This window comes from Frigoribacterium sp. Leaf186, assembly GCF_001423905.1.
Taxonomy (GTDB): domain Bacteria; phylum Actinomycetota; class Actinomycetes; order Actinomycetales; family Microbacteriaceae; genus Frigoribacterium.
In genome coordinates this window covers 613,862-633,620 of record NZ_LMPQ01000001.1, presented here as the reverse complement: position 1 = coordinate 633,620, position 19,759 = coordinate 613,862, and the positions used below count along the sequence as shown (strand labels likewise).

Genomic DNA, 19,759 nt, shown 5'->3' with positions numbered 1-19,759 from the left:
GGGCGGCCTGGGCCGGGGCGGGCCGGGCCGAGCCGTCAGGGGCGTCCGGGCCGCGGGTGCGCGTCGCGCAGGGCGGCCAGGTCGCCCTCGACGAGGTCGCGCAACCGGTCGGCGCGACCGTCGTCGTAGTCGTCTGCGGGCCTGGCGGCCCAGCCGAGCCGGTCGACGACGGTCTGCCCGACGTCGTCCCACGCGCGGGACCGGGCGTCGGCCACGACCCCACCGACGAACGCGTCGTCGTCCCGCCGGGCCGCGAGCTCTCGGGCCACGCCCTTCGAGGCGGCCTCGCGCAGCTTGAGCGCGTCGGCGTCCTCCGGTCGGTAGTCGAACTGGTGCCGGGACTGGCCGTACGAGCGGCCGGTCATCCGGCGCAACTTGCGCACTCGCACGGCGGCGGACGCCTGTTCGGCCGCCAGGCGGTCGATCTCGTCCCGCGTGACCCGGGTGGCGACGTCCTCGTCGAAGGGCAGGTGCTCCTGCAGTGCTCGGCGGATGATCTGGTTGGTGACGGCGACGACGAGTGCCGAACGGACGATCAGCACGCCCTCGTCGACCGCCCGCTCGAGCGCCGTGCGTTCGGCTCGGCGCCGTGTTCCCGGTCCGTGCGGCACTCGTCGACGTCCTCTCGTGCTGGGGGTCAGGCCCCGACACTACCGGCGTGGGCGCGGGACCCGGCCGGGCGACGGGGCCGGGGCGGGGCGGACGCGCGACACCGCCACGGGTCACCGGCGGGTGGTTCCGGCCCGGGGCGACCGGGTCCGTGACCGGGCGGACGAGGCCGACCGGACCCGCGCCTCCTGCCGTCCGGGGGTCGCCGGGCCGCCGAACCGCGCGGGACGGCGGGCCTCACCCCGGGGGGTGTGTCACGGCGGGCGACCCCACCCGAGCGTCACCCGGACGGGTCCCCCTCGAACGGGGGACCCCCGTTCGCCTCGTCTTCTCAGGACGTCCCGCGTAGCGTGGTACGAGTCAGGACGCCCCGTACCCGAATCCGGGGCGTGCCTCTGCCGCGGTCGCCCGAATCGACCACCGGCCGACGCCGCCGAGAGACCCACTCGGCCCCGTCACCCGAACGCACCCTCCGACGAGGGTCGCCACCCGAACGCGCCGCCTGCGGCGTGACCGGCGACCGTCGACGAACCCCGAGGAACCCCCGTGACCCTCTGCGTCCGCTTGCCCGAGCCCGCCGTCCGCCCGTCCGCCAGCCACCCCACCCGGGGAGGCGTCGCGTGAACCGCCCCGCCCCCCGCATCAGCGTCGTCGTCTGCGCCGACGAGACCACGCCCTTCGACGGGTTGCTGGCCTCGCTCGACTCCGTCCTGCGGGACGGGGGCGTGCACGAGGTGCTCGTCGTCGTCGACCGGGCGCCGAGGCTCCGTGACGACCTGCGCCACCGGTACGACGACCTCGTGGTCGTCGACAACACCCGGACGCCCGGCCTCGCCGGCAGCCGCGACACCGGCATCGAGTCGTCCCGTGGCGACGTCGTCGCCTTCCTCACCGCGGACGCCACGGTCCACGCCGGCTGGGCGCACGCGCTCGCGGCCCCCTTCGACGAGGTCGACGTCATCGCCGTCGTCGGGCGCACCGAGCCGACCTGGCCCGGGACGGCCGCGACGAGCCTGCCCGACGCCCTGCTCTGGGCCGTGGACTGCACGCCCCGCGCGACCCCCGACGGGCCGGTCGACCTCGAGGACGTCTCGGGGCCGAGCGTCGCGTTCCGCCGGTGGGACCTCTTGCAGGTCGGTGGTCTGGCCAGCGGCGCCGACGTCCGGGACGCGACCCCCCGCGGCGCCGAGTTCGCCGAGCTCTGCCTCCGCCTCGCCGCGGACGAGCCGGAGGCGCGGGTCGTCTCCGTCTCGTCGGCCCGCGTCTCGCGGACGGTCACCCCGGGCGAGACACGGTGGCGGTCGGTCGCCGGTGCGGCGTTCGACCGCGGCGTCGCCCAGACCGCCCTCCGACGCTCGGTCGGTCGTGACGCCGACACCGGCACCGTCCGCCGGGTCACGCCCGGTCGGCTGACCGCGGCCGCGTGGCGGTCGCTGGTCGGCCGACGTGCGGGAGCGTCGCTCCTGGCCGTCGCCGCGCTCGCGCTGGTCGCGGGTCGCGTCTCGGGCCTGCTGCGTGGCACCCGCATCGGCGTGCCGGTCGACCACCTCGAGCCGCTGCGATCGGCGACGGTCCGCCACTGACGGCCGTCGTCGGGCGGCCCGGGGGACCGACCCCGCCGCCCGACCCGGCCCGCTCACGGGCGGCGTCCGTAGCGTGGCCGTCATGGACCCGACCACGCAGGGGGCCGAGCCCGAGCCGGTCACCGCCACCGCGCCTCCGTTGCTCCGCCCCGCGTTCATCCGGCAGCACTGGGGCGGCCTCGCGTTCGCGCACTGGCGGGTCGAACCCGAGCGGGTGGCGCCGCTCCTGCCGCCCGGCACCCGCCCCGACGTGTTCGACGGATCGACCTGGGTGGGGTTGATCCCGTTCGAGCTGACGCGCAGCGCCTTCGGTCCGCTGCCGGCCGTGCCCTGGGCCGGCGACTTCCTCGAGACCAACGTGCGGCTGTACTCGGTCGACGCCCTGGGGCGTCGGGGCGTGGTCTTCCGCACCCTCGAGGCCCAGCGCCTCGTCTCGGTGCTCGCGGCCAACGTCGGCCTCGGCCTGCCGTACCGGTGGGCGTCGATGCAGCGCTCGCGGGCCGACGGCGTCGTGACCTACCGCAGCACCCGGCTCGGGCCCGGGGCGAACCCGTCGTCGCTGCTGGCCGTCCGTCCCACCGACGAGGCGGTCTCCGGCGACCCGCTCGCCGAGTTCCTCACCGCCCGCTGGGGCATGCACGTCGCCCGCGGCGGACGCACCCGCTACTGGCCGAACCGGCACGACACGTGGTCGCTCCGTCGCGCCGAGCTGGTCGACCTCGACGACGAGCTCGTGGCCGACGGCGGCCTGCCGGGCGTCACCGACCGCGAACCCGACTCGCTGCTCTGGTCCGACGGCGTCGACACCGTCTTCGCGCCGCCCGGGGGTGCCTGGGTCCCCGCGTGACGCGCGGAGGCCTGCGCGCGTTACGGTTGTCGGCATGGTCACCCCACCCGACGACAGCCAGGCCGCCCCCGAACGACCAGAGGTCGAGGCTCCCGAGAGGGAGGTGCTGGGCTGGCTCGAGTTCGGTGAGGCCGCCCGCCACCTGGCCTCCGACGTCGTGCAGGCCGGCTTCGTGCCCGACGTGATCGTGGCCGTGGCCCGCGGCGGGCTCGTGCTCGCGGGGGCCGTCTCGTACGCGCTCGACACCAAGATGTGCGGCTCGATCAACGTCGAGTTCTACACCGGCGTCGACGAGCGGCTGCCCGAGCCGGTGCTGCTGCCGCCCACGCTCGACGCCCCGTCGCTCGAGGGCAAGAAGGTGCTCGTCGTCGACGACGTGTCCGACTCCGGGCGCACCCTCGTGCTCGTGCGCGACCTGCTCGCCGAGGTCGCCGCCGAGGTGCGCACCGTGTGCCTCTACAGCAAGCCCCGCACCGTGCTCGAGCCCGACTTCGTCTGGAAGCGCACCGACCAGTGGATCACCTTCCCGTGGAGCGCGCTGCCGCCCGTCACGCGCGAGGTCGGTTCGGGGGCGGGCGCGTGAGCATCCACCTCGTGGGCGGCGGATGGTCGCCTGACGACACCGAGCTGTACGACCTCTTCGTGGCCGAGGCCGCCGTCCGGGGTGCCGCCGTCGGTCGCAGCGTGCCGCGCATCGCGGTGCTGATCGTCGTCGCCGACGACTCGCCCTCCGCCGAGTTCCGTGACGGGTACCCCGCCATGATCGCCGCCGGCGGACGCTGCGAGGCGCTCACCACCGTCGTCACCGCGGGCGACGAGTTCGACACCCGCGTGCTCAGCGACGTCGACGGCCTGCTCGTCGCGGGCGGACTCACCCCCGCCTACCTCGACGCCGTCGCCCCGTTGATCGACCAGGTGCGCCTGCTCGTCGCCGACGGGCTGCCCTACCTCGGTTTCTCGGCCGGGGCCATGATCGCCGCCGACCGTGCCCTGCTCGGCGGCTGGCTGATCGGCGACGTGCCGGTCTGCCCCGAGGACGCGGCCGAAGACCTCGACGAGGTCACCCTCGCCGACGGCCTCGGGCTCGTCGACCTCGCCATCGACGTGCACGCCGCCCAGTGGGGCACCCTGACCCGCCTGATCGCCGCCACCGAGGCCGGGCTCGTCCGCGGCGGCGTCGCGATCGACGAGAACACCGCGCTCGTGGTCGGCGAGGGCGCCCTCGCCGTGTTCGGCACCGGCAGCGTCTGGCGGGTCGAACCGCAGCTCGACGACGACGGCGAGATCATCGGCGTCTCGGTCGGCACGCTCGGGGTCGAGTGACCGACGTGGGCGGTGCCGACCAGGGCCGCGAACCCGGTCACGAGCCGGGCGGCGAGCCGGACCGCGATCCGGGGCACGGCCACCGGCGGCCGCTGTCCGAGCAGATCGACCCGTCGTGGGCGGCCGCCCTCGAACCCGTCGCCGACCGCATCGCCGACATGGGGGAGTACCTCCGCGGCGAGGTGCGCGCCGGGCGCGGCTACCTGCCCGCCGGCGAGAACGTGCTGCGGGCCTTCCGTCAGCCGCTCGACGAGGTGCGCGTGCTGATCGTCGGCCAAGACCCGTACCCGACCCCGGGCCACCCGATCGGGCTGTCGTTCGCGGTCGACCCGCACGTCCGTCCCGTGCCGCGCAGCCTGGCGAACGTCTACCGCGAGTTGCACGACGACCTCGGCGTGCCCGTGGTCGAGCACGGCGACCTGACCTCGTGGTCGCGCCACGGCGTGCTGCTGTTGAACCGCGTCCTCACCGTGCGTCCGGGAGAGACGGCGTCGCACCGTGGCAAGGGCTGGGAGCCCGTCACGCAACGCGCGATCGAGGTGCTCGCCGCGCGGGGCGGACCGCTCGTGGCGATCCTCTGGGGGCGCGACGCGTCGGCGCTGAAGCCGCTGCTCGGCGACGTCCCGTCGATCGAGTCGCCGCACCCGAGCCCGCTGTCGGCGTCGCGCGGGTTCTTCGGGTCGCGACCGTTCAGCCGGGCGAACGAGCTGCTCGTCGCCCAGGGCGGCGAGCCCGTCGACTGGACGTTGCCGCCCGCGTCCTGAGCCCGGCCGCACCCGGCGTGGCAGAGTGGGCCCGTGCTCGAAGAGGAATACCAGCCCCGACGGCGCCTTCCGCGAGCCCTGCAGCCGCCTGCTCCGGTCGAACCCGGCTTCTCGTACGAGATCCGGCCCGCCACGCTCGCCGACCTGCCCTACGTGCGAGAGATCTACAACCACTACGTGGCCAACTCGTCGGTGACCTTCGACGAGGACGCGATGACCCTCGCCGAGTGGCGCCGCAAGTTCGCCTTCGTGACCAAACTCGGCATGCCCTTCCTCGTCGCGGTCAACCCGTCCGGCGAGGCCCTCGGCTACGCCGTCGCGACCCCGTGGGGTGGCAAGGCCGCCTACCGCTACACCGTCGAGAGCTCGATCTACCTGCGGGCCGCGTCGACCGGCAAGGGGCTCGGTCGGGCACTGCTCGAGGCCCTCGTCGAGGCCTGCCGCGACGCCGGCATCCGCGAGATGATCGCCGTCATCGCCGACAAGAACGCCGAGGCGTCGATCGGCCTGCACGCCCGCCTCGGCTTCACCGAGGTCGGACGCATGGGTCGGGTCGGCTTCAAGTTCGGTCGGTGGCTCGGCACGGTCACCATGCAGAAGTCGCTCAAGAAGCGACGCAAGGGCTGAACCCGCGGCGCGCCCGGGCTGAGGGCGGGCCGGCGGATCAGGGCAGCGGCCCGACCACCTGTCGCAGCACCCGTTCGGTCGCGGCGACGGTGCCCGGTTCACCCCGCCAGAGCATGCGGACGATCAACCCGTCGACCGCCAGGGCCGCGACGTCGACCCGGTCCGGCGGCACGCCCGCCCGCGACAGCACGTGCTCGAGCGACGAGTACCAGAGCTCGGCGTCCTCGCGCAGCGACTCGTCGCGCATCGCGGTGAAGAGCAGTTCGTACTGCGCCCGCGCCGCCCCCCGCTCGGTGACGGCGTAGCGGACGAGGGTCTCGGCGAGGTCACGCAAGGAGGCGCGCTCGAGTCGGTCGAACGACCGCGCCCAGTCGGTGGTCGCGTGCCGTAGCGCCGCCCGCAGCAGGTCGTCCCGACCGGCGAAGTAGTACGTGGCCGCCGAGACCGGGACGCCGGCGGCCCGGGCGACCGCCCGGTGCGTCACGGCCGAGGGGCCGCCCGCCTCGAGGACGGTCAGGACGCCGTCGAGCAGCGCGCGCCTCCTCGTCTCGCCCTTGGGGGTGAGGGCCGAGGAGCCGGGGGCCGGGGAGCCGGGCGCCGGGCCGTCGGAGGACGGGCCGCCGCCCGACGTCGAGTCGCCCACGGGGTCAGGCCGCGGCCTCGTGGCGGCCGCCGAGCTCGAGCATCGTGACGCCGCCGATGACGAGCACGATGCCGCCGAGCTGGACGAGCGTCAGGGGCTCCTTGAAGAAGATCCAGCTGATCAGGGCGACGAGCACGACGCCGATGCCGGCCCAGATCGCGTACGCGATGCCGAGCGGCACGCCCTTGCTCAGCGACTGCGAGAGCATCGCGAACGCGAAGACGTAGCCGACCACGACCGCGGCGTACTGCCACCACTTGGCGTCGGGGCCGCTGGTGACCTTGAGGAAGCTCGTGGCGAAGACCTCGCCGACGATGGCGAGCGCGAGGAAGAGGTAACCCATGACGGAGTCCTGTCGAGACGCGCGACGGTCCCGGCGGCGACCTGCGGCCGGGGGAGCACGAATGGGACAAACGTACCAGAAAACGGGACGAGCGTCCCGGCCCGCGGCCTAGGCTCGACGGGTGTTCGAACTCCACCACCTGAGCGCCCACGAGCAGTGGGACTGGCTGCGTCGTGGCGAGGTCTCGCCCCGCGAACTGACCGCCCACTACCTCGAGCGCATCGCGCGGCTCGACGGCGACATCGGCGCCTTCGTCACCGTGACCGGCGAGGCGGCGCTCGAGCGGGCCGACGCCCTCGCCGCGGCCGGTCCGTCGGTCGCCGCACTCTGGGGGCTCCCTCTGGCCGACAAGGACCTCAGCGACCGCGCGGGCGTGCCGACCTGGTCGGGGTCGCGCCTGAGCAGGGGGCGCGTGCCCACGACGTCGTCCGAGATCACCGAGGCCCTCGACCAGGCCGGGAGCGTCAGCCTGGGCAAGACGGCGACCCCCGAGTTCGGGCTGACCGCCTACACCGAGACGCTCGTCGGCCCACCCACCCGAAACCCCTGGGGGCCCGAGACCGGTGCCGGCGGGTCCAGCGGAGGGGCCGCGGCAGCCGTCGCCGCGGGCCTGCTGCCGTTCGCCCCCGGATCGGACGGCGGGGGCAGCATCCGCATCCCCGCCGCCGCCACGGGGCTGGTCGGCCTCAAGCCCTCGCGGGGCCGGGTGCCGGCCCAGTCGGGGCTCACGAGCCTCGCCGGGCTGCCGGTCGGCGGGGCCCTGGCCCGGTCGGTCGCCGACGCCGCCCTGCTGCTCGACGCGATGGTGTCGCCCGACGGGCACGCACCGCGCCACCACCAGGCCCTCCGGGCCCCGGCGTCGCCCGACGGGGCCTACCTCGGCACCGCCGTCCGCGGCGAGGGGCGCTTCCAGGTCGCGGTGATGACGACGAGCCCCTGGGACGACGCCTTCGACGTCCGGGTCGACCCGCGCCTCCTCGGCGTCCTCGGCGAGACCGCCGACCTGCTCGCGTCGATGGGGCACGGCGTCGACGAGACCAGCCTGCCGCCGTCGGACTACCCGGCGCTGTTCCGCACGATCTGGCAGGCGGGCGCCGCGGGCATCCCGGCCGAGACCGAGGCCGACCTCGCGTTGCTCGAACCGATCACCCGGTGGCTGGTCGAGCACGGGCGTCGCGTGACGGCTCGCGAGCTGTCGGCGGCGCTCGTCGGGCTCGCCGCCTTCGAGCGCGGCGTGATCGAACGATTCGCGCCGTTCGACGCGGTGCTGACGCCCACGCTGGCGATGCTGCCGCGCCCGATCGGCTGGTACGACGCCGAGGACGCCGAGCGCAACTTCGAGCAGCAGTGCCTCTACTCGCCGTTCACGTCGTTCGTCAACGTGGCCGGGCTGCCCGCAATCAGCCTGCCGGTGGACGAGGTCGACGGCGTGCCCGCGGGCGTGCAGCTGATCGGTCGGCCGGGACGCGAGGACGTGCTGCTCGCGATCGGCGCACAGCTCGAGCGGCGCCTGCGCTGGCAGCGCCGCCACCCACCGATGTGGTGAGCGGGGCGCCCGCCCCGACGTGAGCGCGGGCCTCGGTCGAGCGGGCCTGGGTCGAGCGAGCGGGCCTCAGTCGAGCGTCGGCACCGAGTCCATGAGCGTGCGCGTGTAGGCGTGCTGCGGCCGTCGCAGCACGTCGTCGGTCGTGCCCTGCTCGACGATGCGGCCGTCACGCAGCACGGCGACCCGGTCGGCGAGGTGTTGCACGAGCCCGATGTCGTGCGACACGAGCAGCAGAGTGAGACCCCGTTCGTCGCGCAGCTCACGCAACAGCTCGAGGATCTGCGCGCGCACGGTGACATCGAGTGCGCTCATCGGCTCGTCGCCGATCAGCAGCCGGGGGCGGTGCACCAGGGCCCTGGCCAGGGCGATGCGCTGACGCTGCCCGCCGCTGAACTCGTGCGGCCACGCGTCGGCATCACCGGGGGCCAGGCCGACCCGGTCGAGCATCTCGGCCACCAGGCGGTCGTGGTCGCCGTCGACGCCGAGGGCGCGCAACGGCTCGGCGATCGTGTCGCCGACGCGCATGCGGGGGTCGAGCGAACTGTAGGGGTCCTGCAGCACGATGCCGGTCTGACGACGCAACCAGCGCAGCCGTGACGCGCGGTCGGGTGCGACCGGCCGGCCCTCGAAGGTCACCGTGCCGGACGTGGCCCGGTCGAGGGCGAGCAGCAGGCGCACGAGGGTCGACTTGCCCGACCCCGACTCGCCGATCAACGCGACGCTCTCGCCGGCCGCGACCTCGAGGTCGGCGTCGACCAGGGCGTGCCGGACGGGCCCCGGCTGGAACGGCGACCGCCGCGGCAGCGTGAAGGTGCGGGTGAGGCCGCGGGCCACGAGCAGAGGAGGCGCGGCGTCGGTGGTCCGGTCGCTCACGAGGCCCTCCAGGTCGTCGCCCGCGTCGCCTCGACGAGCCCGCGGGTGACCTCGTGCTCCGGGCGGTGCAGCAGCCGCTCGACGGGGCCGCTCTCGACGACGCGACCGTGCGACAGGACGGCGGCGTGGTCGGTGATGCGCGAGAGCACGGCGAGGTCGTGCGTGACGAACAGCAGCGACGTGCCCCGGTCGTCGACCAGGCGCTGGAAGAGCGCGAGCACCTCGGCCTGGGTCGTGACGTCGAGGGCGGTCGTGGGCTCGTCGGCGAGCACGAGCCCCGGGCGGTTGATGAGGGCCATGGCGATGCCGACGCGTTGGCGCTGGCCGCCCGAGAGCTGGTGCGGGTAGAGGTCGACGACGGACTCGGGGTCGGGCAGGCCGACCTCGGCGGCGGCGGCCACGGCCCGGGCGCGCGCGTCACGTCGACCGACCCGGGCGTGCAGCCGCAGCGGTTCGGCGATCTGCCGACCGACGGTGACGACGGGGTCGAGGGCCGTGCGGGGGTCCTGGAAGACCGTGCCGACGACGCGGCCGCGGAGGCCGGCGAGCTCGCGCTCGGGGGCGCCGAGCAGTTCGCGTCCGTCGAGTCGGATGCTGCCGCTCGCCCGTGCGCCGTCGGGCAGCAGGCCGAGCACGGCCAGTGTGGTGAGCGACTTGCCCGAACCGGACTCGCCGATCAGCCCGACCCTGGCCCCGTCGGGCACGTCGAGCGAGACGCCGTCGACGACGCGGCGGCCTGAGATGGTGACGGTGAGGTCGTCGATCACGAGGCTCACGAGACGACCTCCGGGGCGACGGGCCGCGGCTGGGCGGCAGGCGGGGTCGGGTCGGTCGGCCCGGCCGGCCCGCGCGGGCCCGCCGCGGTGCCGGTCGCTCTGCGGCCCGACCGCAGCCGGGGGTCGGACGCGTCGCGCACCGCGTCGCCCAGCAGGTTGAGGGCGAGCACGGTCAGGGTGATGGCGAGACCCGGCCAGACCACCGAGCCCGGGTGGATGCCGATGAACTTCTGCAGGTCGCTGAGCAGACGGCCCCACGAGGCGGTGTCGGCCGGGGCGCCGTAGCCGAGGAACGACAGGCCCGCCTCGGCGAGCACGCTCGTCGCCATCGACAGCGACAGCTGGACGACGAACACCGGGGCGACGTTCGGCAGCAGGTGTCGCCGCAGCACGGCCCCGGTGCCGAGGCCGTTGGCCCGGGCCGCGAGGACGTAGTCGGTCCGCGCCACCTGCCGGATCTCGGACCGGCTGACCCGGGCGATCGACACCCCGTATCCGATGCCGACCGCGACGACCACGACGGTGAGCGAACCGCCGAACGCGGCGGCGAGGGCCATGGCGATCAACAGGGTCGGGAACGCCACGAGAACGTCGATCAGCACGGCGACGGACTCCCGCACCCACCGCGCCGTCAACGAGCCGAGGGCGGCGAGGCCGACGCCGACGACCGTCGCGACGACCCCCGAGGCGACGGCGACGACGACGGTCGTGCCGGTGGCGGCGAACACGTAGCTGAAGATGTCGCGTCCCACCGAGTCGGTGCCGAACGGGTGCCCGGGCGACGGCGTCAGCCAGGCCGAGTACGGGTCGGTGTCGAACGGGTCGAGAGGAGTCCAGAACCGGCTGACCACGGCCGACACGACCACCAGGGTGAGCCACCCCAGGCCGAAGGCGCCCTGCGGTCGACGCAGCAGGTCGCGGACGAACGCGCCGCGCCTCATCGCTCGCCCTCCCGGAGGCGCGGGTCGAGCCGGCGGTGCACCACGTCGATCACCAGGCCGATGGCCAGCACGAGGGTGGTCAGCGTCATCAGCTCACCCTGCACCTTCGTCAGGTCGCGGCGGCCGACGTCGGTGACGAGCATGCGGCCGAGGCCCGGCAGGGTGAAGAGTTGCTCGACGATGACGGCCGAGACGATCAGGCCGGCGACCTGCAGGCCGAGGATCGACACCACGCTGAGCACGACGTTCGGCAGCCCGTGCCGCACGAGGGCGCGCGAGCGGGTCATGCCGTTGGCGGCGGCGGTCCGCACGTAGTCCTGGTCGAGGGCGCCGAGCGCGGCCGAGCGCGTGAAGCGCAGCAGCACGGCCCCCTCGACGATGCCGATGGTCAGCGCCGGCAGGACGAGCGAGCGCAGGGCCCGCCCGGGCTCGGCCCAGCCGTCGGCCGGGAAGCCCTGCGTGGGCAGCAGCCGCAGCGTCACGGCGAAGACGCCGATCAGCAGCATGCCCGCCCACACGACGGGGACGGCCGCGAGCAGCTGGGCCCCCGTGCCGAGCACCACCCCGGAGGCGCGGCCCCGGCGGAGTGCGCTGGTCACCCCGAGCGGGATGCCGATCAGCAACCCGAAGACGAGCGAGAGCCCGGCGAGCGGCAGGGTGACGGCGAGCTTGTCGAGCACCTCGTCGACGACGGGGGTGCCGGTCACGAGCGACTCGCCGAGGTCGAGGCGCAGGAGGCCCCCCGCCCAGTCGAGGTACTGCACGACCACCGGACGGTCGAGGCCGAGCTGCTGACGCAGGGCCGCGACCTGCTCGGGCGAGCCCGTCGTGCCGGCGATCGCCTGGGCGACGTCGCCCGGCAGCAACCGCAGCGTCGCGAAGATCAGCACGCTCGCGACGGCCAGCCCCCCGACGAAGAGGAGCAGGCGGCCGGCGACGAAGCGGGTCACTCCGCCTTGGCCAGGTCAGCCAGGTCGAGGCGCGTCGTGGTCGAACTCGTCGGGAACCCGGTGACGCCGTCGTGGATCGCCGTCAGCGTCGTCGCCGTGTAGAGCCACTCGGCGGGAGCGTCCTCCGACACGATCTTCGCGGCCTCGGCGAGCTTCTCGTCGGCCACCGTGGGGTCGGTCGCGGCGATCGACTCGGCGTAGAGCTGCTGCACGGGAGCACTGTCGTAGTTCCAGTAGTAGTCCGGGTTCGCCCAGTTCGAGAAGTCGTGGGTCTCGGCGTGGTTCACCATGCTGAGCTCGAAGTCCCCGTTCGAGTACACGTCGTCGAGCCAGGTGCTGAAGTCGACCTGCTGCACCGACAACGTGACGCCGACGGCCTTGAGCTGCGTCGTCAGCACGTCACCGATCGCGGTCGGGTAGACGTTGGGGTACTCGAGGGTCAGCGACAGGTCGCCGTCGTGGCCGGCCTCGGCGAGCAGGGCCTTCGCCTCGTCGGGGTCGTAGGCGTCGACGCTCGTGAGGTCGCGGTAGCCGGGGTCGAGCTCGGGGATCGGACCGCCCTGGTCGACGGCCGAGCCGCCGACGGCGGCGATCAGCGCGTCGTTGTCGATCGCGAGCCGCAGGGCCTTGCGGACCTTCGCGTCGGTGAACGGTGCGACGGCGTTGTTGAAGGCGAGGGTGTACTTGTCGGTCGTCTTGCCCTTCTCGACCGTGATGCCGTCGACGCCGTCGAGCTGGCTCGACAGGGTCGCGTCGACCGCGGTCTGCACGTCGACGTCGCCCGAGATCGAGGCGTTGATCGCGGCGGACGGGTCGGTCACGTACCGGAAGGTCACGCCGGCGACCTTCGCCGGGCTGCCCCAGTAGTCGGCGAAGCGACCGAGCTGCAGGTTGTCGCCCTGGCGCCAGCTGGTCAGCTCGAACGGGCCGGTGCCGTTGGCCGTGGTCGAGAGGTCGTTCGTCGCCGACTGCTGCAGCACGAGACCGGCCCGACCCGTCAGGTTGAACAGCAGCGACGAATCGGGTCGCGAGAGCGTGAGCACGACGGTGTCGGCGGCGGGCGCCGTGATGGTCGAGACGGCGGCGAGGTCGGCGTGGTTCGCCAGGGAGGCGTCGTCCTTCACCTGCGACAGCGACCAGACGACGTCGTCGGCCGTCAGGGCGGCCCCGTCGTGGAAGGTCACGCCGTCGTGCAGCGTGAAGGTGTAGGTGAGGCCGTCGTCGCTGATCGTGTGGCTCTCGGCGAGCACGTCGCGGATCTCGTTGTCCTGCGTGCGGCCGACGAGGCCCTGGTAGACGTTGTCGATCAGCACCTGGTCGAGCGCGATGCCCGCCGTGCTGCGGATGTCGAGGTCGCTCGGCTCGAGCACGAGGCCGACCGTGACGGTGGCGTCGGCGTCGGGGGTGCCCGACCCGTCGGGGGACGAGGCGGACGAGCAGCCGGTCGCGAGGAGCAACAGCGCGGCGACGGCGGCGGAGAGGGGGAGGGTGCGCACCTGGTGGGGCCTTCCGGGGACGGCCGTGGCGGTTCGTCCACGGCGACGGGGGACCGGAGGCACGGGAGAGCCCCTCGGTCGTTCGGCGGGGGAGCACCGGTCGCTGCTGAACCGGTCCACGCGATCCGCCACCGTGTTGCTGTCGGACACGGCACGGCCCCTCGTTCCGGGCGTCGCTGACGGACGCCGGACCCGACAGAACTTACCATCACGGCAGCGAGGTCGCTGTCAATCGAGAGACCCGTGTGGCGGATGAGGCAAGCCTTACCTATATTGAAGGGGACATGCTCCTCGTAGACCAGAACCCGCCCCTGCCGCACGACGCCCTCCGCGTCCTCTTCGCCGCAGACGCCTCGTCGATCCCCGTGCTGCGAGAGATGCTCTCGGTCCTGCCGATCTGCGCCCGGGGCCAGGTGTTCGTCGAGGTCGACAGCGCCGACGACGTCGAGCCCCTCGCCTCGCCCGGTCGGGTCACGGTCACCTGGCTCGCCCGTGACCGCCGCTCGGGCGCGCCCGGCACCGGCGCGGCGTGCGCCCCCGGCCAGGCGCTCGACCGAGCCGTCCGGGCCTGGCTCGGCGAGATGTACGTCGAGCCCGAGTCGGTGGCCACCGGTGAGCACGTGGTCTGGATCGGCGGCCCTCCCGCCTTCGCCTACGACCTGCGGCACGACCTGCACGAGGTCTTCCACGTCGGCGCCCCCGCCGCCGTCTGACCGGCGAACACCTGATGACCAGCGCGACCGCCACGATCGTCGAGCGCCCGGCGAAGCCGGCCCACCGTCCCTACCGCGTGCGCGTCGCGGCGGTCCGTCGCCTGGCCCCGTCGTTCGTCCGCATCACCTTCACGGGTGACGACCTCGGCGACTTCGGCGTCGACGGGCTCGACCAGCGCATCAAGGTCGTCCTGCCCCTCGAGGCCACCGGGTACGACACCTTTCCGACCGACGACTGGTACGCCTCGTGGCGTGCCCTGCCGGCCGAGCAGCAGAACGCGTTCCGCACGTACACCGCCCGGGCCGCGCGTCCGGCGGCGCGTGAGGTCGACGTCGACTTCGTCTGCCACGGCGACACCGGCCCCGCCTCGGCCTGGGCCGGACGCGCCCGGGTCGGCGACGAGCTGATGCTCGTCGGCCCCGACGCCACGAGCGGCGTCACGGGCAGCGGCGTCGAGTGGTCGCCGGGCGACGCGCGCACCCTCCTGCTGGCGGGCGACGAGACGGCCGCGCCGGCGATCTGCTCGATCGTCGAAGCCTTGCCGGCCGACGCCCGGGGCTGCGTCTTCATCGAGATCCCGACCGCGGCCGACGAGCTCGACCTGGTCGCGCCTCCCGGGGTCGACGTCCACTGGCTGCCGCGTCGCGAGGCGTCCTCGGGTCACGGCGAGGCCCTCGTCGTCGCGGTCCGTCGCTGGACGGCGCGCTTCGTGACCGCCTGGCACCACGGCGTCGAGGTGAGCGAGGTGGACGTCGACCACGACGTCCTCTGGGACGTCCCGCACGGCGACGACCCGCACGGCGCGGCCGTCAGCTCCGACCTCTACGCCTGGTTCGCGGGCGAGGCGGGGGCGATCAAGACCCTAAGGCGCTTCCTGGTCAGCGAGGTCGGCATCGACCGCCGCCAGGTCGCCTTCATGGGGTACTGGCGGATCGGCAAGTCCGAGTCCTGACGCCGGGGCGTCGACGACGAAGGAGGCGTGACCACGTCGATCGCGCCTCCTTCGTCCGGTCGTCCCGTCGCGCCTCAGATCTCGGCGGGCAGGCCCACGAGCTCGGAGGTGCGGTCCCAGAGGGCTTCGGCGAGCAGCGGATCGGTCGCCTGACGGTGCAGCCGACCGTGGGGCTTCAGCTGGTCGAAGTAGGTGCCGCTCTCGACCGCGATGGTCGTCGGGCCTGCAAGCTGGATCAGCGGCACGGCGCCGGCCGAGGCCGAGATGCCGTAGTTGCCGTTGGTCAGCACGTTGGCGACGCGCATCGCACGGGAGTCCGAACCGAAGCCGGTGACGACGATGCCCGGGTGGAACGAGAACGCCTCGAGCCCGGTGCGCTTCGCCAGTTCGCGGACGAACAGCACGGTCTCGATCTTCGTCGTGCCGTACTGGCGCCACCCGCCGGCCCAGCGCCGCTTCGACCAGTTGAGGTCGTCGAGCCGGACGTGACCCATCAGGTTCGCGGTGCTCGCCGTCGACACCACGCGGCCGCCGCTCTCGACCAGGCGCGGCAACAGCAGCCGGGTCAGCAGGAAGGGCGCCAGGTGGTTCGACTGCAGGGTGCGCTCGAATCCGTCGGCCGTCACACCGCGCTCGCTCACGAGGCCGCCGGCGTTGTTCGCCAGGGCGTCGATCCGCGGGTAGCGGTCGAGCAGTCGGTCGGCCAACGACCGGACGTCGTCGAGGCGGTCGTAGTCGGCCAGGAAGGCCGTGCCGCCCACCTCGTCCGCCACGGCCTGCGTGCGTTCGGGGTTCCGCCCGACGACGGCGACGTCGGCGCCGCCCTTCGCGAGCTCGCGGGCGGCCTCGCGGCCGATGCCGCTGCTCGCCCCGGTGATGATCACGGTGCGGGTCATCGATATCCGCCCTTCTCGAGGCCGGCCTCGATCTCGAACCTGTTCGACAGCGGGTCGCTGCCGGCCAAGAAGTACAGTACGGGCATCAGCATGCCGTACTTCTGCCACTGACGGACGTGCACGGCCTCGTGCTCGAGCACCCGGGGTCCGTCGTTGTCGCGGGTGAGGTAGACCCGGCCGACGCACGTTCCGCCTCGCTTGAACGCCCACCGGGGCAGTCCCCGGCAGACGATCAGATCGCCGACCACGCGGACGCGACCGACGCTGAGCGGAACGCCGACCGCGAGGCCGACGACCGTGGCCCAGGCACAGCCGAGCCGCGAGATCGGCGAGTCGACCAGCGGGTTGATCACGGACGGCCGTACGCGTCCAGCAGGCGCAGCCAGACCTCGCTGACCGTGGGGTACGAAGGGACGGCGTGCCACAGCCGGTCGATCGGCACCTCGCCGACGACCGCGATCGTCGCGGCGTGCAGCAGGTCGCTCACGTCGGGGCCGACGAAGGTGGCACCGACGATCACCCTGCGGGACTCGTCGACGACGAGGCGGGCCTGACCCTTGTACTCGTCCGAGTGGATCGCCGAGCCGGCGACGGCCGCGAGGTCGTAGTCGACGACCTTCACGTCGATGCCGCGCTTGCCGGCGGCGTCGGCGGTGAGGCCCACGCTCGCCACCTCGGGGTCGGTGAAGGTGACCTGCGGCACGGCGGCGTCGTCGGCCGTCGCGACGTGCGCGCCCCACGGCTCGGCCTGGACGGGCTTGCCGAAGGCGCGGGCGGCGATGACCTCGCCGGCGGCGCGGGCCTGGTACTTGCCCTGGTGGGTCAGCAGCGCCCGGTGGTTGACGTCGCCGACGCCGTAGAGCCAGTCCGTGCCCTTGACGAGCATGGTGTCGTCGACGTCGAGCCATTCGCCCGGCGTGAGTCCGACGTTCTCGAGCCCGAGGTCGGTCGTGCGGGGCACGCGGCCGGTCGCGACGATGATCTCGTCCGCGATCACCGTCGAGTCGTCGTCGAGGGTGACCTCGACGGTGTCGTGCTCGGTGCGCAGCACGTTCGAGGGCGAGACGCCGAGGCGGACGTCGACGCCGAGTCCGCGCAGCGAGTCGGCGACGAGTTCGCCGGCGAAGGGCTCCTGCCCGCCGAGCAGGCCGCTGCGGGCGATCAGGGTGACGGTCGAGCCGAGCTGCTGGTACGCCGTGGCCATCTCGGCCGCGACGACGCCGCCGCCGACGATGACGACGCTCTGCGGCATCGTCTTGACGCTGGTGGCCTCACGGCTGGTCCACGGCTTCGACTCGGCGAGGCCGGGGATGTCGGGCAGCAGTGCCGACGACCCCGTCACCGCGGCGACGGCGTAGGTGGCCTGGTGCACCTCCCCGTTCACCGTCACCTCTTTCTCGCCCGTGATGGTCGCGTGCCCGCGGATCAGGTCGATGCCGGCGCCCTCGACCCAGTCGGCCTGGCCCGAGTCGTCCCAGTTGCTGGTGAACGAGTCGCGGCGACGCAGCACGGCGGCGACGTCGACGTCGCCCGTCACGGCCTGCTTGGCGCCGTCGAGCGACTTGGCCGCCCGGACGACGGCACTCGAGCGCAGCAGGGCCTTCGACGGCATGCAGGCCCAGTACGAGCACTCGCCGCCCACGAGCTCGGCTTCGACGAGGCCCACCTTGAGGCCGTTGCGGGTGGCGTAGTCGGCCACGTTCTCGCCGACCGCGCCGGCTCCGATCACGATGAGGTCATAAGTCGTCATGCCCTGACGCTAGTCGCCTCGGGGTGCGCGTTCTCAGGCGGGTCCGTCCGGGGGACATATCCGTTTCGTGAGTCCTGACTGGGTCTTTCCTGAACGCCTTGAGCGCGACCGGACGCTCGTTGGTAGCGTGCCCTGCAACAGCGCATCACTGCGAATCCTTCGGTGGGGCGCGTCAATCTACGAGGAGGCACACATGGGACTCGACGACAAGATCAAGAACGCCGCTCAGGACATCGCCGGCAAGGCGAAAGAAGCTGTTGGCGACCGCAAGGGCGACGACCAGCTGAAGGCCGAAGGTCAGAAGGACCAGGCCGGTGCCTCCGCCAAGAAGGCCGGCGAAGACGTCAAGGACGTCTTCAAGTAAGCCGACCCGCCTCGTTCTCGAGCCCGTCCACCCCTCGGGGTGGGCGGGCTCTTTCGTGTCTCCGCCCGTCCGTGCCTCGCCTTCTCGCGTCCCCCCGAGGAGGCTCGGTCAGCGTCCCGTGAACTCGGCGGCGGTCCGCGACGCGAAGGCCTCGAACCCGATCCGGGCGTCGTGGGTCGCGAGCAGCCGGACGAGTTCGGGCTGCAGTGCCGCCTCGGCCGCGGCGTCGCCCTCGCGGACGGCCAGACGGGCGTTGGCGAGGGTCGCCTGAACCGCCAGGGGCGCCTGGGCGGCGATCCTCCGGGCGAGCACGAGGGCGTGCTCGTGGGCCGCCCCGACGTCGACCAGGTCTTGCACGAGTCCGATGCGCCGCGCCTCCTCGGCGTCGACCTGGTCACCGGTCAGCAGGTAGCGCATGGCGTCGCCCCAGCCGACCCGTCGTGGCAGCCGGATCGTCGCCCCGCCGAAGGGCAGGATGGCGCGACTGACCTCGATCTGGCCGAAGCGGGCGCTCCGGTCGGCGACGACGACGTCGCTCGCCAGGGCGAGTTCGACGCCCAGGGTCAGGCACGTGCCCTGCACCGCCATGACGACGGGCTTGGACACCTGACGCCCGTGGACCTGCCACGGGTCGAGCCCGCCATCGGGCACGACGTCGAGGCCTGCGTCGGTCACGGCGGGCACGACGTCGCCGAGGTCGAGGCCGGCCGTGAAGTGGTCGCCGTGCGCGAAGAGCAGGCCGACCCGCAGGTCGGGGTCGCGGTCGAGCTCGCCGTAGGCCAGGGCCAGCTCTCGCAGCATGCGCAGGTCGGCCGCGTTGCGCTTCTCGGGACGGTCGAGTCCGATCAGCAGGACGTGGCCGTCGCGTTCGACGGTGACGCGGGGACGGTCCGTGCCGGGGGCCACCGCGGTCACGGTGCGGGCGTCTCTCGGGCGAGCGCCCCGAGGATGCGCAGGATGGTGCCCATGTCGTCCGAGGCGGCGGCCGCGTCGACGGGGGCGAACGAGCAGAGGCCGGCGCCGACGAGCGTGAAGCGTTGCTTGAGCGCTGTGATGGTCTCGATCAGGACGCCGGGCTCGAGGCCGAACGGTTGCGGGTCGAGCAACCCCTCGATCACGCCCGGGTCGAGGACGTCGAGGTCCACGTGCAGGTAGACCTCGGTCGCCCCCGATTCCTCGACGGCGGTGATCACCTCGGCGGGGTCGAAGTCGAGGGACGACACCGTGCGGACGTGTCGGCTCTCGATGTAGCTGTCCTCGGAGTCGTCGTAGCTGCGGGCACCGGCGAGCACCACCCGTGCCGGGTCGAGCGGCTCGGGCGTCGGGCCCGGCCCGATGGTCGGGAGGTCTTCGGTGGCGTCGCCGATGAGTGCCCGGAGCACCATGCCGCTGAACGCGCCGCTCTCGCTGCTGCGCGGGCTGTGCAGGTCGGGGTGGGCGTCGAACCAGACGACGGCGGTGCGGGGGGTGACCGCGTGCCGGACGGCGGCGAACTCGACGCCGCAGTCGCCGCCGACGACGATCGCGGGGGAGTCGTCGGTGCGCAGCTCCCGACCGACGGACTCGGCGATGGTCAGCACCGACGAGAGCCGGTGCACCCGGGTGCCGAGCGAGTCACCCGCCCCGACCGGCACCTCGACCATGGTCGTCGCGGTCGACGGCAGGTCGCCGAGGATCGCGTACGCCCCCTCGGCGAGCCGCATGGCCCTCGACGACGGTGAACCCTGCCACTGTGGAACCACGACGAACCTCACGGGCGTCA

Annotated in this window: 23 protein-coding genes; 10 read left to right on the top strand and 13 right to left on the bottom strand. The window is 73.5% G+C overall.

The window, feature by feature from the left end:
- Positions 1-35: 35 nt before the first annotated feature.
- Complete coding sequence (locus ASG05_RS02945) at positions 36-611, bottom strand: hypothetical protein (protein WP_056257117.1); 576 nt, start codon at positions 609-611, stop codon at positions 36-38.
- Positions 612-1,229: 618 nt separating this feature from the next.
- On the opposite strand from ASG05_RS02945, the gene ASG05_RS02940 reads away from it, so the two are divergent.
- The 6 genes from ASG05_RS02940 to ASG05_RS02915 all read left to right on the top strand — a co-directional run bounded on the left by ASG05_RS02940 (position 1,230) and on the right by ASG05_RS02915 (position 5,753).
- On the top strand, positions 1,230-2,192 hold the full coding sequence (locus tag ASG05_RS02940) for a glycosyltransferase (RefSeq protein ID WP_056257112.1): 963 nt from the start codon (positions 1,230-1,232) through the stop codon (positions 2,190-2,192).
- Between the two features lie 82 nt (positions 2,193-2,274).
- The gene (locus tag ASG05_RS02935) at positions 2,275-3,039 is read left to right on the top strand and encodes a YqjF family protein (protein WP_056258326.1); all 765 of its coding nucleotides are present in this window, start codon (positions 2,275-2,277) and stop codon (positions 3,037-3,039) included.
- 34 nt (positions 3,040-3,073) lie between these two features.
- Positions 3,074-3,622, top strand: coding sequence for a phosphoribosyltransferase (locus tag ASG05_RS02930; RefSeq protein ID WP_056257110.1), 549 nt, complete (start codon positions 3,074-3,076; stop codon positions 3,620-3,622).
- Positions 3,619-4,362, top strand: a complete 744-nt coding sequence (locus ASG05_RS02925; protein ID WP_235491366.1) for a Type 1 glutamine amidotransferase-like domain-containing protein — start codon at positions 3,619-3,621, stop codon at positions 4,360-4,362. Before ASG05_RS02930 ends, ASG05_RS02925 begins: the two co-directional genes overlap by 4 nt.
- A 92-nt stretch (positions 4,363-4,454) precedes the next feature.
- Positions 4,455-5,126, top strand: a complete 672-nt coding sequence (locus ASG05_RS02920; protein WP_056258323.1) for a uracil-DNA glycosylase — start codon at positions 4,455-4,457, stop codon at positions 5,124-5,126.
- A gap of 33 nt (positions 5,127-5,159) precedes the next feature.
- Entirely contained in the window at positions 5,160-5,753 is a 594-nt protein-coding gene (locus tag ASG05_RS02915; protein WP_056257107.1) for a GNAT family N-acetyltransferase, read from the top strand.
- 37 nt (positions 5,754-5,790) lie between these two features.
- On the opposite strand, the gene ASG05_RS02910 is transcribed toward ASG05_RS02915, so the two are convergent.
- Together ASG05_RS02910 and ASG05_RS02905 are read right to left on the bottom strand one after the other, a co-directional pair.
- Positions 5,791-6,396 carry a TetR/AcrR family transcriptional regulator gene (locus ASG05_RS02910; RefSeq protein ID WP_056257104.1) on the bottom strand — a complete coding sequence of 202 codons (606 nt, stop codon included), beginning with the start codon at positions 6,394-6,396 and terminating at the stop codon, positions 5,791-5,793.
- 4 nt (positions 6,397-6,400) lie between these two features.
- Positions 6,401-6,739, bottom strand: coding sequence for a multidrug efflux SMR transporter (locus ASG05_RS02905; RefSeq protein WP_056257100.1), 339 nt, complete (start codon positions 6,737-6,739; stop codon positions 6,401-6,403).
- 121 nt (positions 6,740-6,860) lie between these two features.
- Here ASG05_RS02905 and ASG05_RS02900 point away from each other — a divergent pair, with 121 nt between their 5' ends.
- The gene (locus ASG05_RS02900) at positions 6,861-8,285 is read left to right on the top strand and encodes an amidase (RefSeq protein ID WP_056257097.1); all 1,425 of its coding nucleotides are present in this window, start codon (positions 6,861-6,863) and stop codon (positions 8,283-8,285) included.
- A 66-nt stretch (positions 8,286-8,351) separates the two neighbouring features.
- Here ASG05_RS02900 and ASG05_RS02895 read toward each other — a convergent pair whose 3' ends face one another.
- Genes ASG05_RS02895 through ASG05_RS02875 form a run of 5 tightly spaced genes read right to left on the bottom strand, consistent with a single transcriptional unit; the run spans position 8,352 to position 13,321 of the window.
- The gene (locus ASG05_RS02895; protein WP_235491365.1) at positions 8,352-9,158 is read right to left on the bottom strand and encodes an ABC transporter ATP-binding protein; all 807 of its coding nucleotides are present in this window, start codon (positions 9,156-9,158) and stop codon (positions 8,352-8,354) included.
- Positions 9,155-9,934 carry an ABC transporter ATP-binding protein gene (locus ASG05_RS02890; RefSeq protein WP_056257094.1) on the bottom strand — a complete coding sequence of 260 codons (780 nt, stop codon included), beginning with the start codon at positions 9,932-9,934 and terminating at the stop codon, positions 9,155-9,157. Before ASG05_RS02890 ends, ASG05_RS02895 begins: the two co-directional genes overlap by 4 nt.
- Positions 9,931-10,875, bottom strand: a complete 945-nt coding sequence (locus tag ASG05_RS02885) for an ABC transporter permease (protein WP_082486268.1) — start codon at positions 10,873-10,875, stop codon at positions 9,931-9,933. Before ASG05_RS02885 ends, ASG05_RS02890 begins: the two co-directional genes overlap by 4 nt.
- The gene (locus ASG05_RS02880) at positions 10,872-11,825 is read right to left on the bottom strand and encodes an ABC transporter permease (protein WP_056257091.1); all 954 of its coding nucleotides are present in this window, start codon (positions 11,823-11,825) and stop codon (positions 10,872-10,874) included. The genes ASG05_RS02885 and ASG05_RS02880 overlap by 4 nt, the downstream gene beginning before the upstream one ends.
- Complete coding sequence (locus ASG05_RS02875; protein WP_056257087.1) at positions 11,822-13,321, bottom strand: ABC transporter substrate-binding protein; 1,500 nt, start codon at positions 13,319-13,321, stop codon at positions 11,822-11,824. The genes ASG05_RS02880 and ASG05_RS02875 overlap by 4 nt, the downstream gene beginning before the upstream one ends.
- Positions 13,322-13,605: 284 nt before the next feature.
- On the opposite strand from ASG05_RS02875, the gene ASG05_RS02870 reads away from it, so the two are divergent.
- The gene (locus ASG05_RS02870; protein ID WP_056257086.1) at positions 13,606-14,034 is read left to right on the top strand and encodes an SIP domain-containing protein; all 429 of its coding nucleotides are present in this window, start codon (positions 13,606-13,608) and stop codon (positions 14,032-14,034) included.
- A 14-nt stretch (positions 14,035-14,048) separates the two neighbouring features.
- A complete protein-coding gene (locus ASG05_RS02865) occupies positions 14,049-14,987 on the top strand; it encodes a siderophore-interacting protein (RefSeq protein WP_082486266.1) in 939 nt (312 codons plus the stop codon).
- Between the two features lie 74 nt (positions 14,988-15,061).
- On the opposite strand, the gene ASG05_RS02860 is transcribed toward ASG05_RS02865, so the two are convergent.
- Genes ASG05_RS02860 through ASG05_RS02850 form a run of 3 tightly spaced genes read right to left on the bottom strand, consistent with a single transcriptional unit; the run spans position 15,062 to position 17,633 of the window.
- Entirely contained in the window at positions 15,062-15,883 is an 822-nt protein-coding gene (locus tag ASG05_RS02860) for an SDR family NAD(P)-dependent oxidoreductase (protein WP_056257084.1), read from the bottom strand.
- Positions 15,880-16,236: a Fe-S oxidoreductase gene (locus ASG05_RS02855; RefSeq protein ID WP_200936687.1), complete on the bottom strand. Its 357-nt coding sequence runs from the start codon at positions 16,234-16,236 to the stop codon at positions 15,880-15,882. Before ASG05_RS02855 ends, ASG05_RS02860 begins: the two co-directional genes overlap by 4 nt.
- Entirely contained in the window at positions 16,233-17,633 is a 1,401-nt protein-coding gene (locus ASG05_RS02850; RefSeq protein WP_056257082.1) for an NAD(P)/FAD-dependent oxidoreductase, read from the bottom strand. The genes ASG05_RS02855 and ASG05_RS02850 overlap by 4 nt, the downstream gene beginning before the upstream one ends.
- Before the next feature lie 193 nt (positions 17,634-17,826).
- Here ASG05_RS02850 and ASG05_RS02845 point away from each other — a divergent pair, with 193 nt between their 5' ends.
- Positions 17,827-17,997 (top strand): CsbD family protein, encoded by a 171-nt coding sequence (locus ASG05_RS02845; RefSeq protein WP_056257081.1) that lies wholly within the window; start codon positions 17,827-17,829, stop codon positions 17,995-17,997.
- 108 nt (positions 17,998-18,105) lie between these two features.
- Here ASG05_RS02845 and ASG05_RS02840 read toward each other — a convergent pair whose 3' ends face one another.
- Positions 18,106-18,903 (bottom strand): crotonase/enoyl-CoA hydratase family protein, encoded by a 798-nt coding sequence (locus tag ASG05_RS02840; protein ID WP_056258312.1) that lies wholly within the window; start codon positions 18,901-18,903, stop codon positions 18,106-18,108.
- A 5-nt stretch (positions 18,904-18,908) separates the two neighbouring features.
- Positions 18,909-19,751, bottom strand: a complete 843-nt coding sequence (locus ASG05_RS02835; protein WP_369814028.1) for an arginase family protein — start codon at positions 19,749-19,751, stop codon at positions 18,909-18,911.
- Positions 19,752-19,759 lie beyond the last annotated feature (8 nt).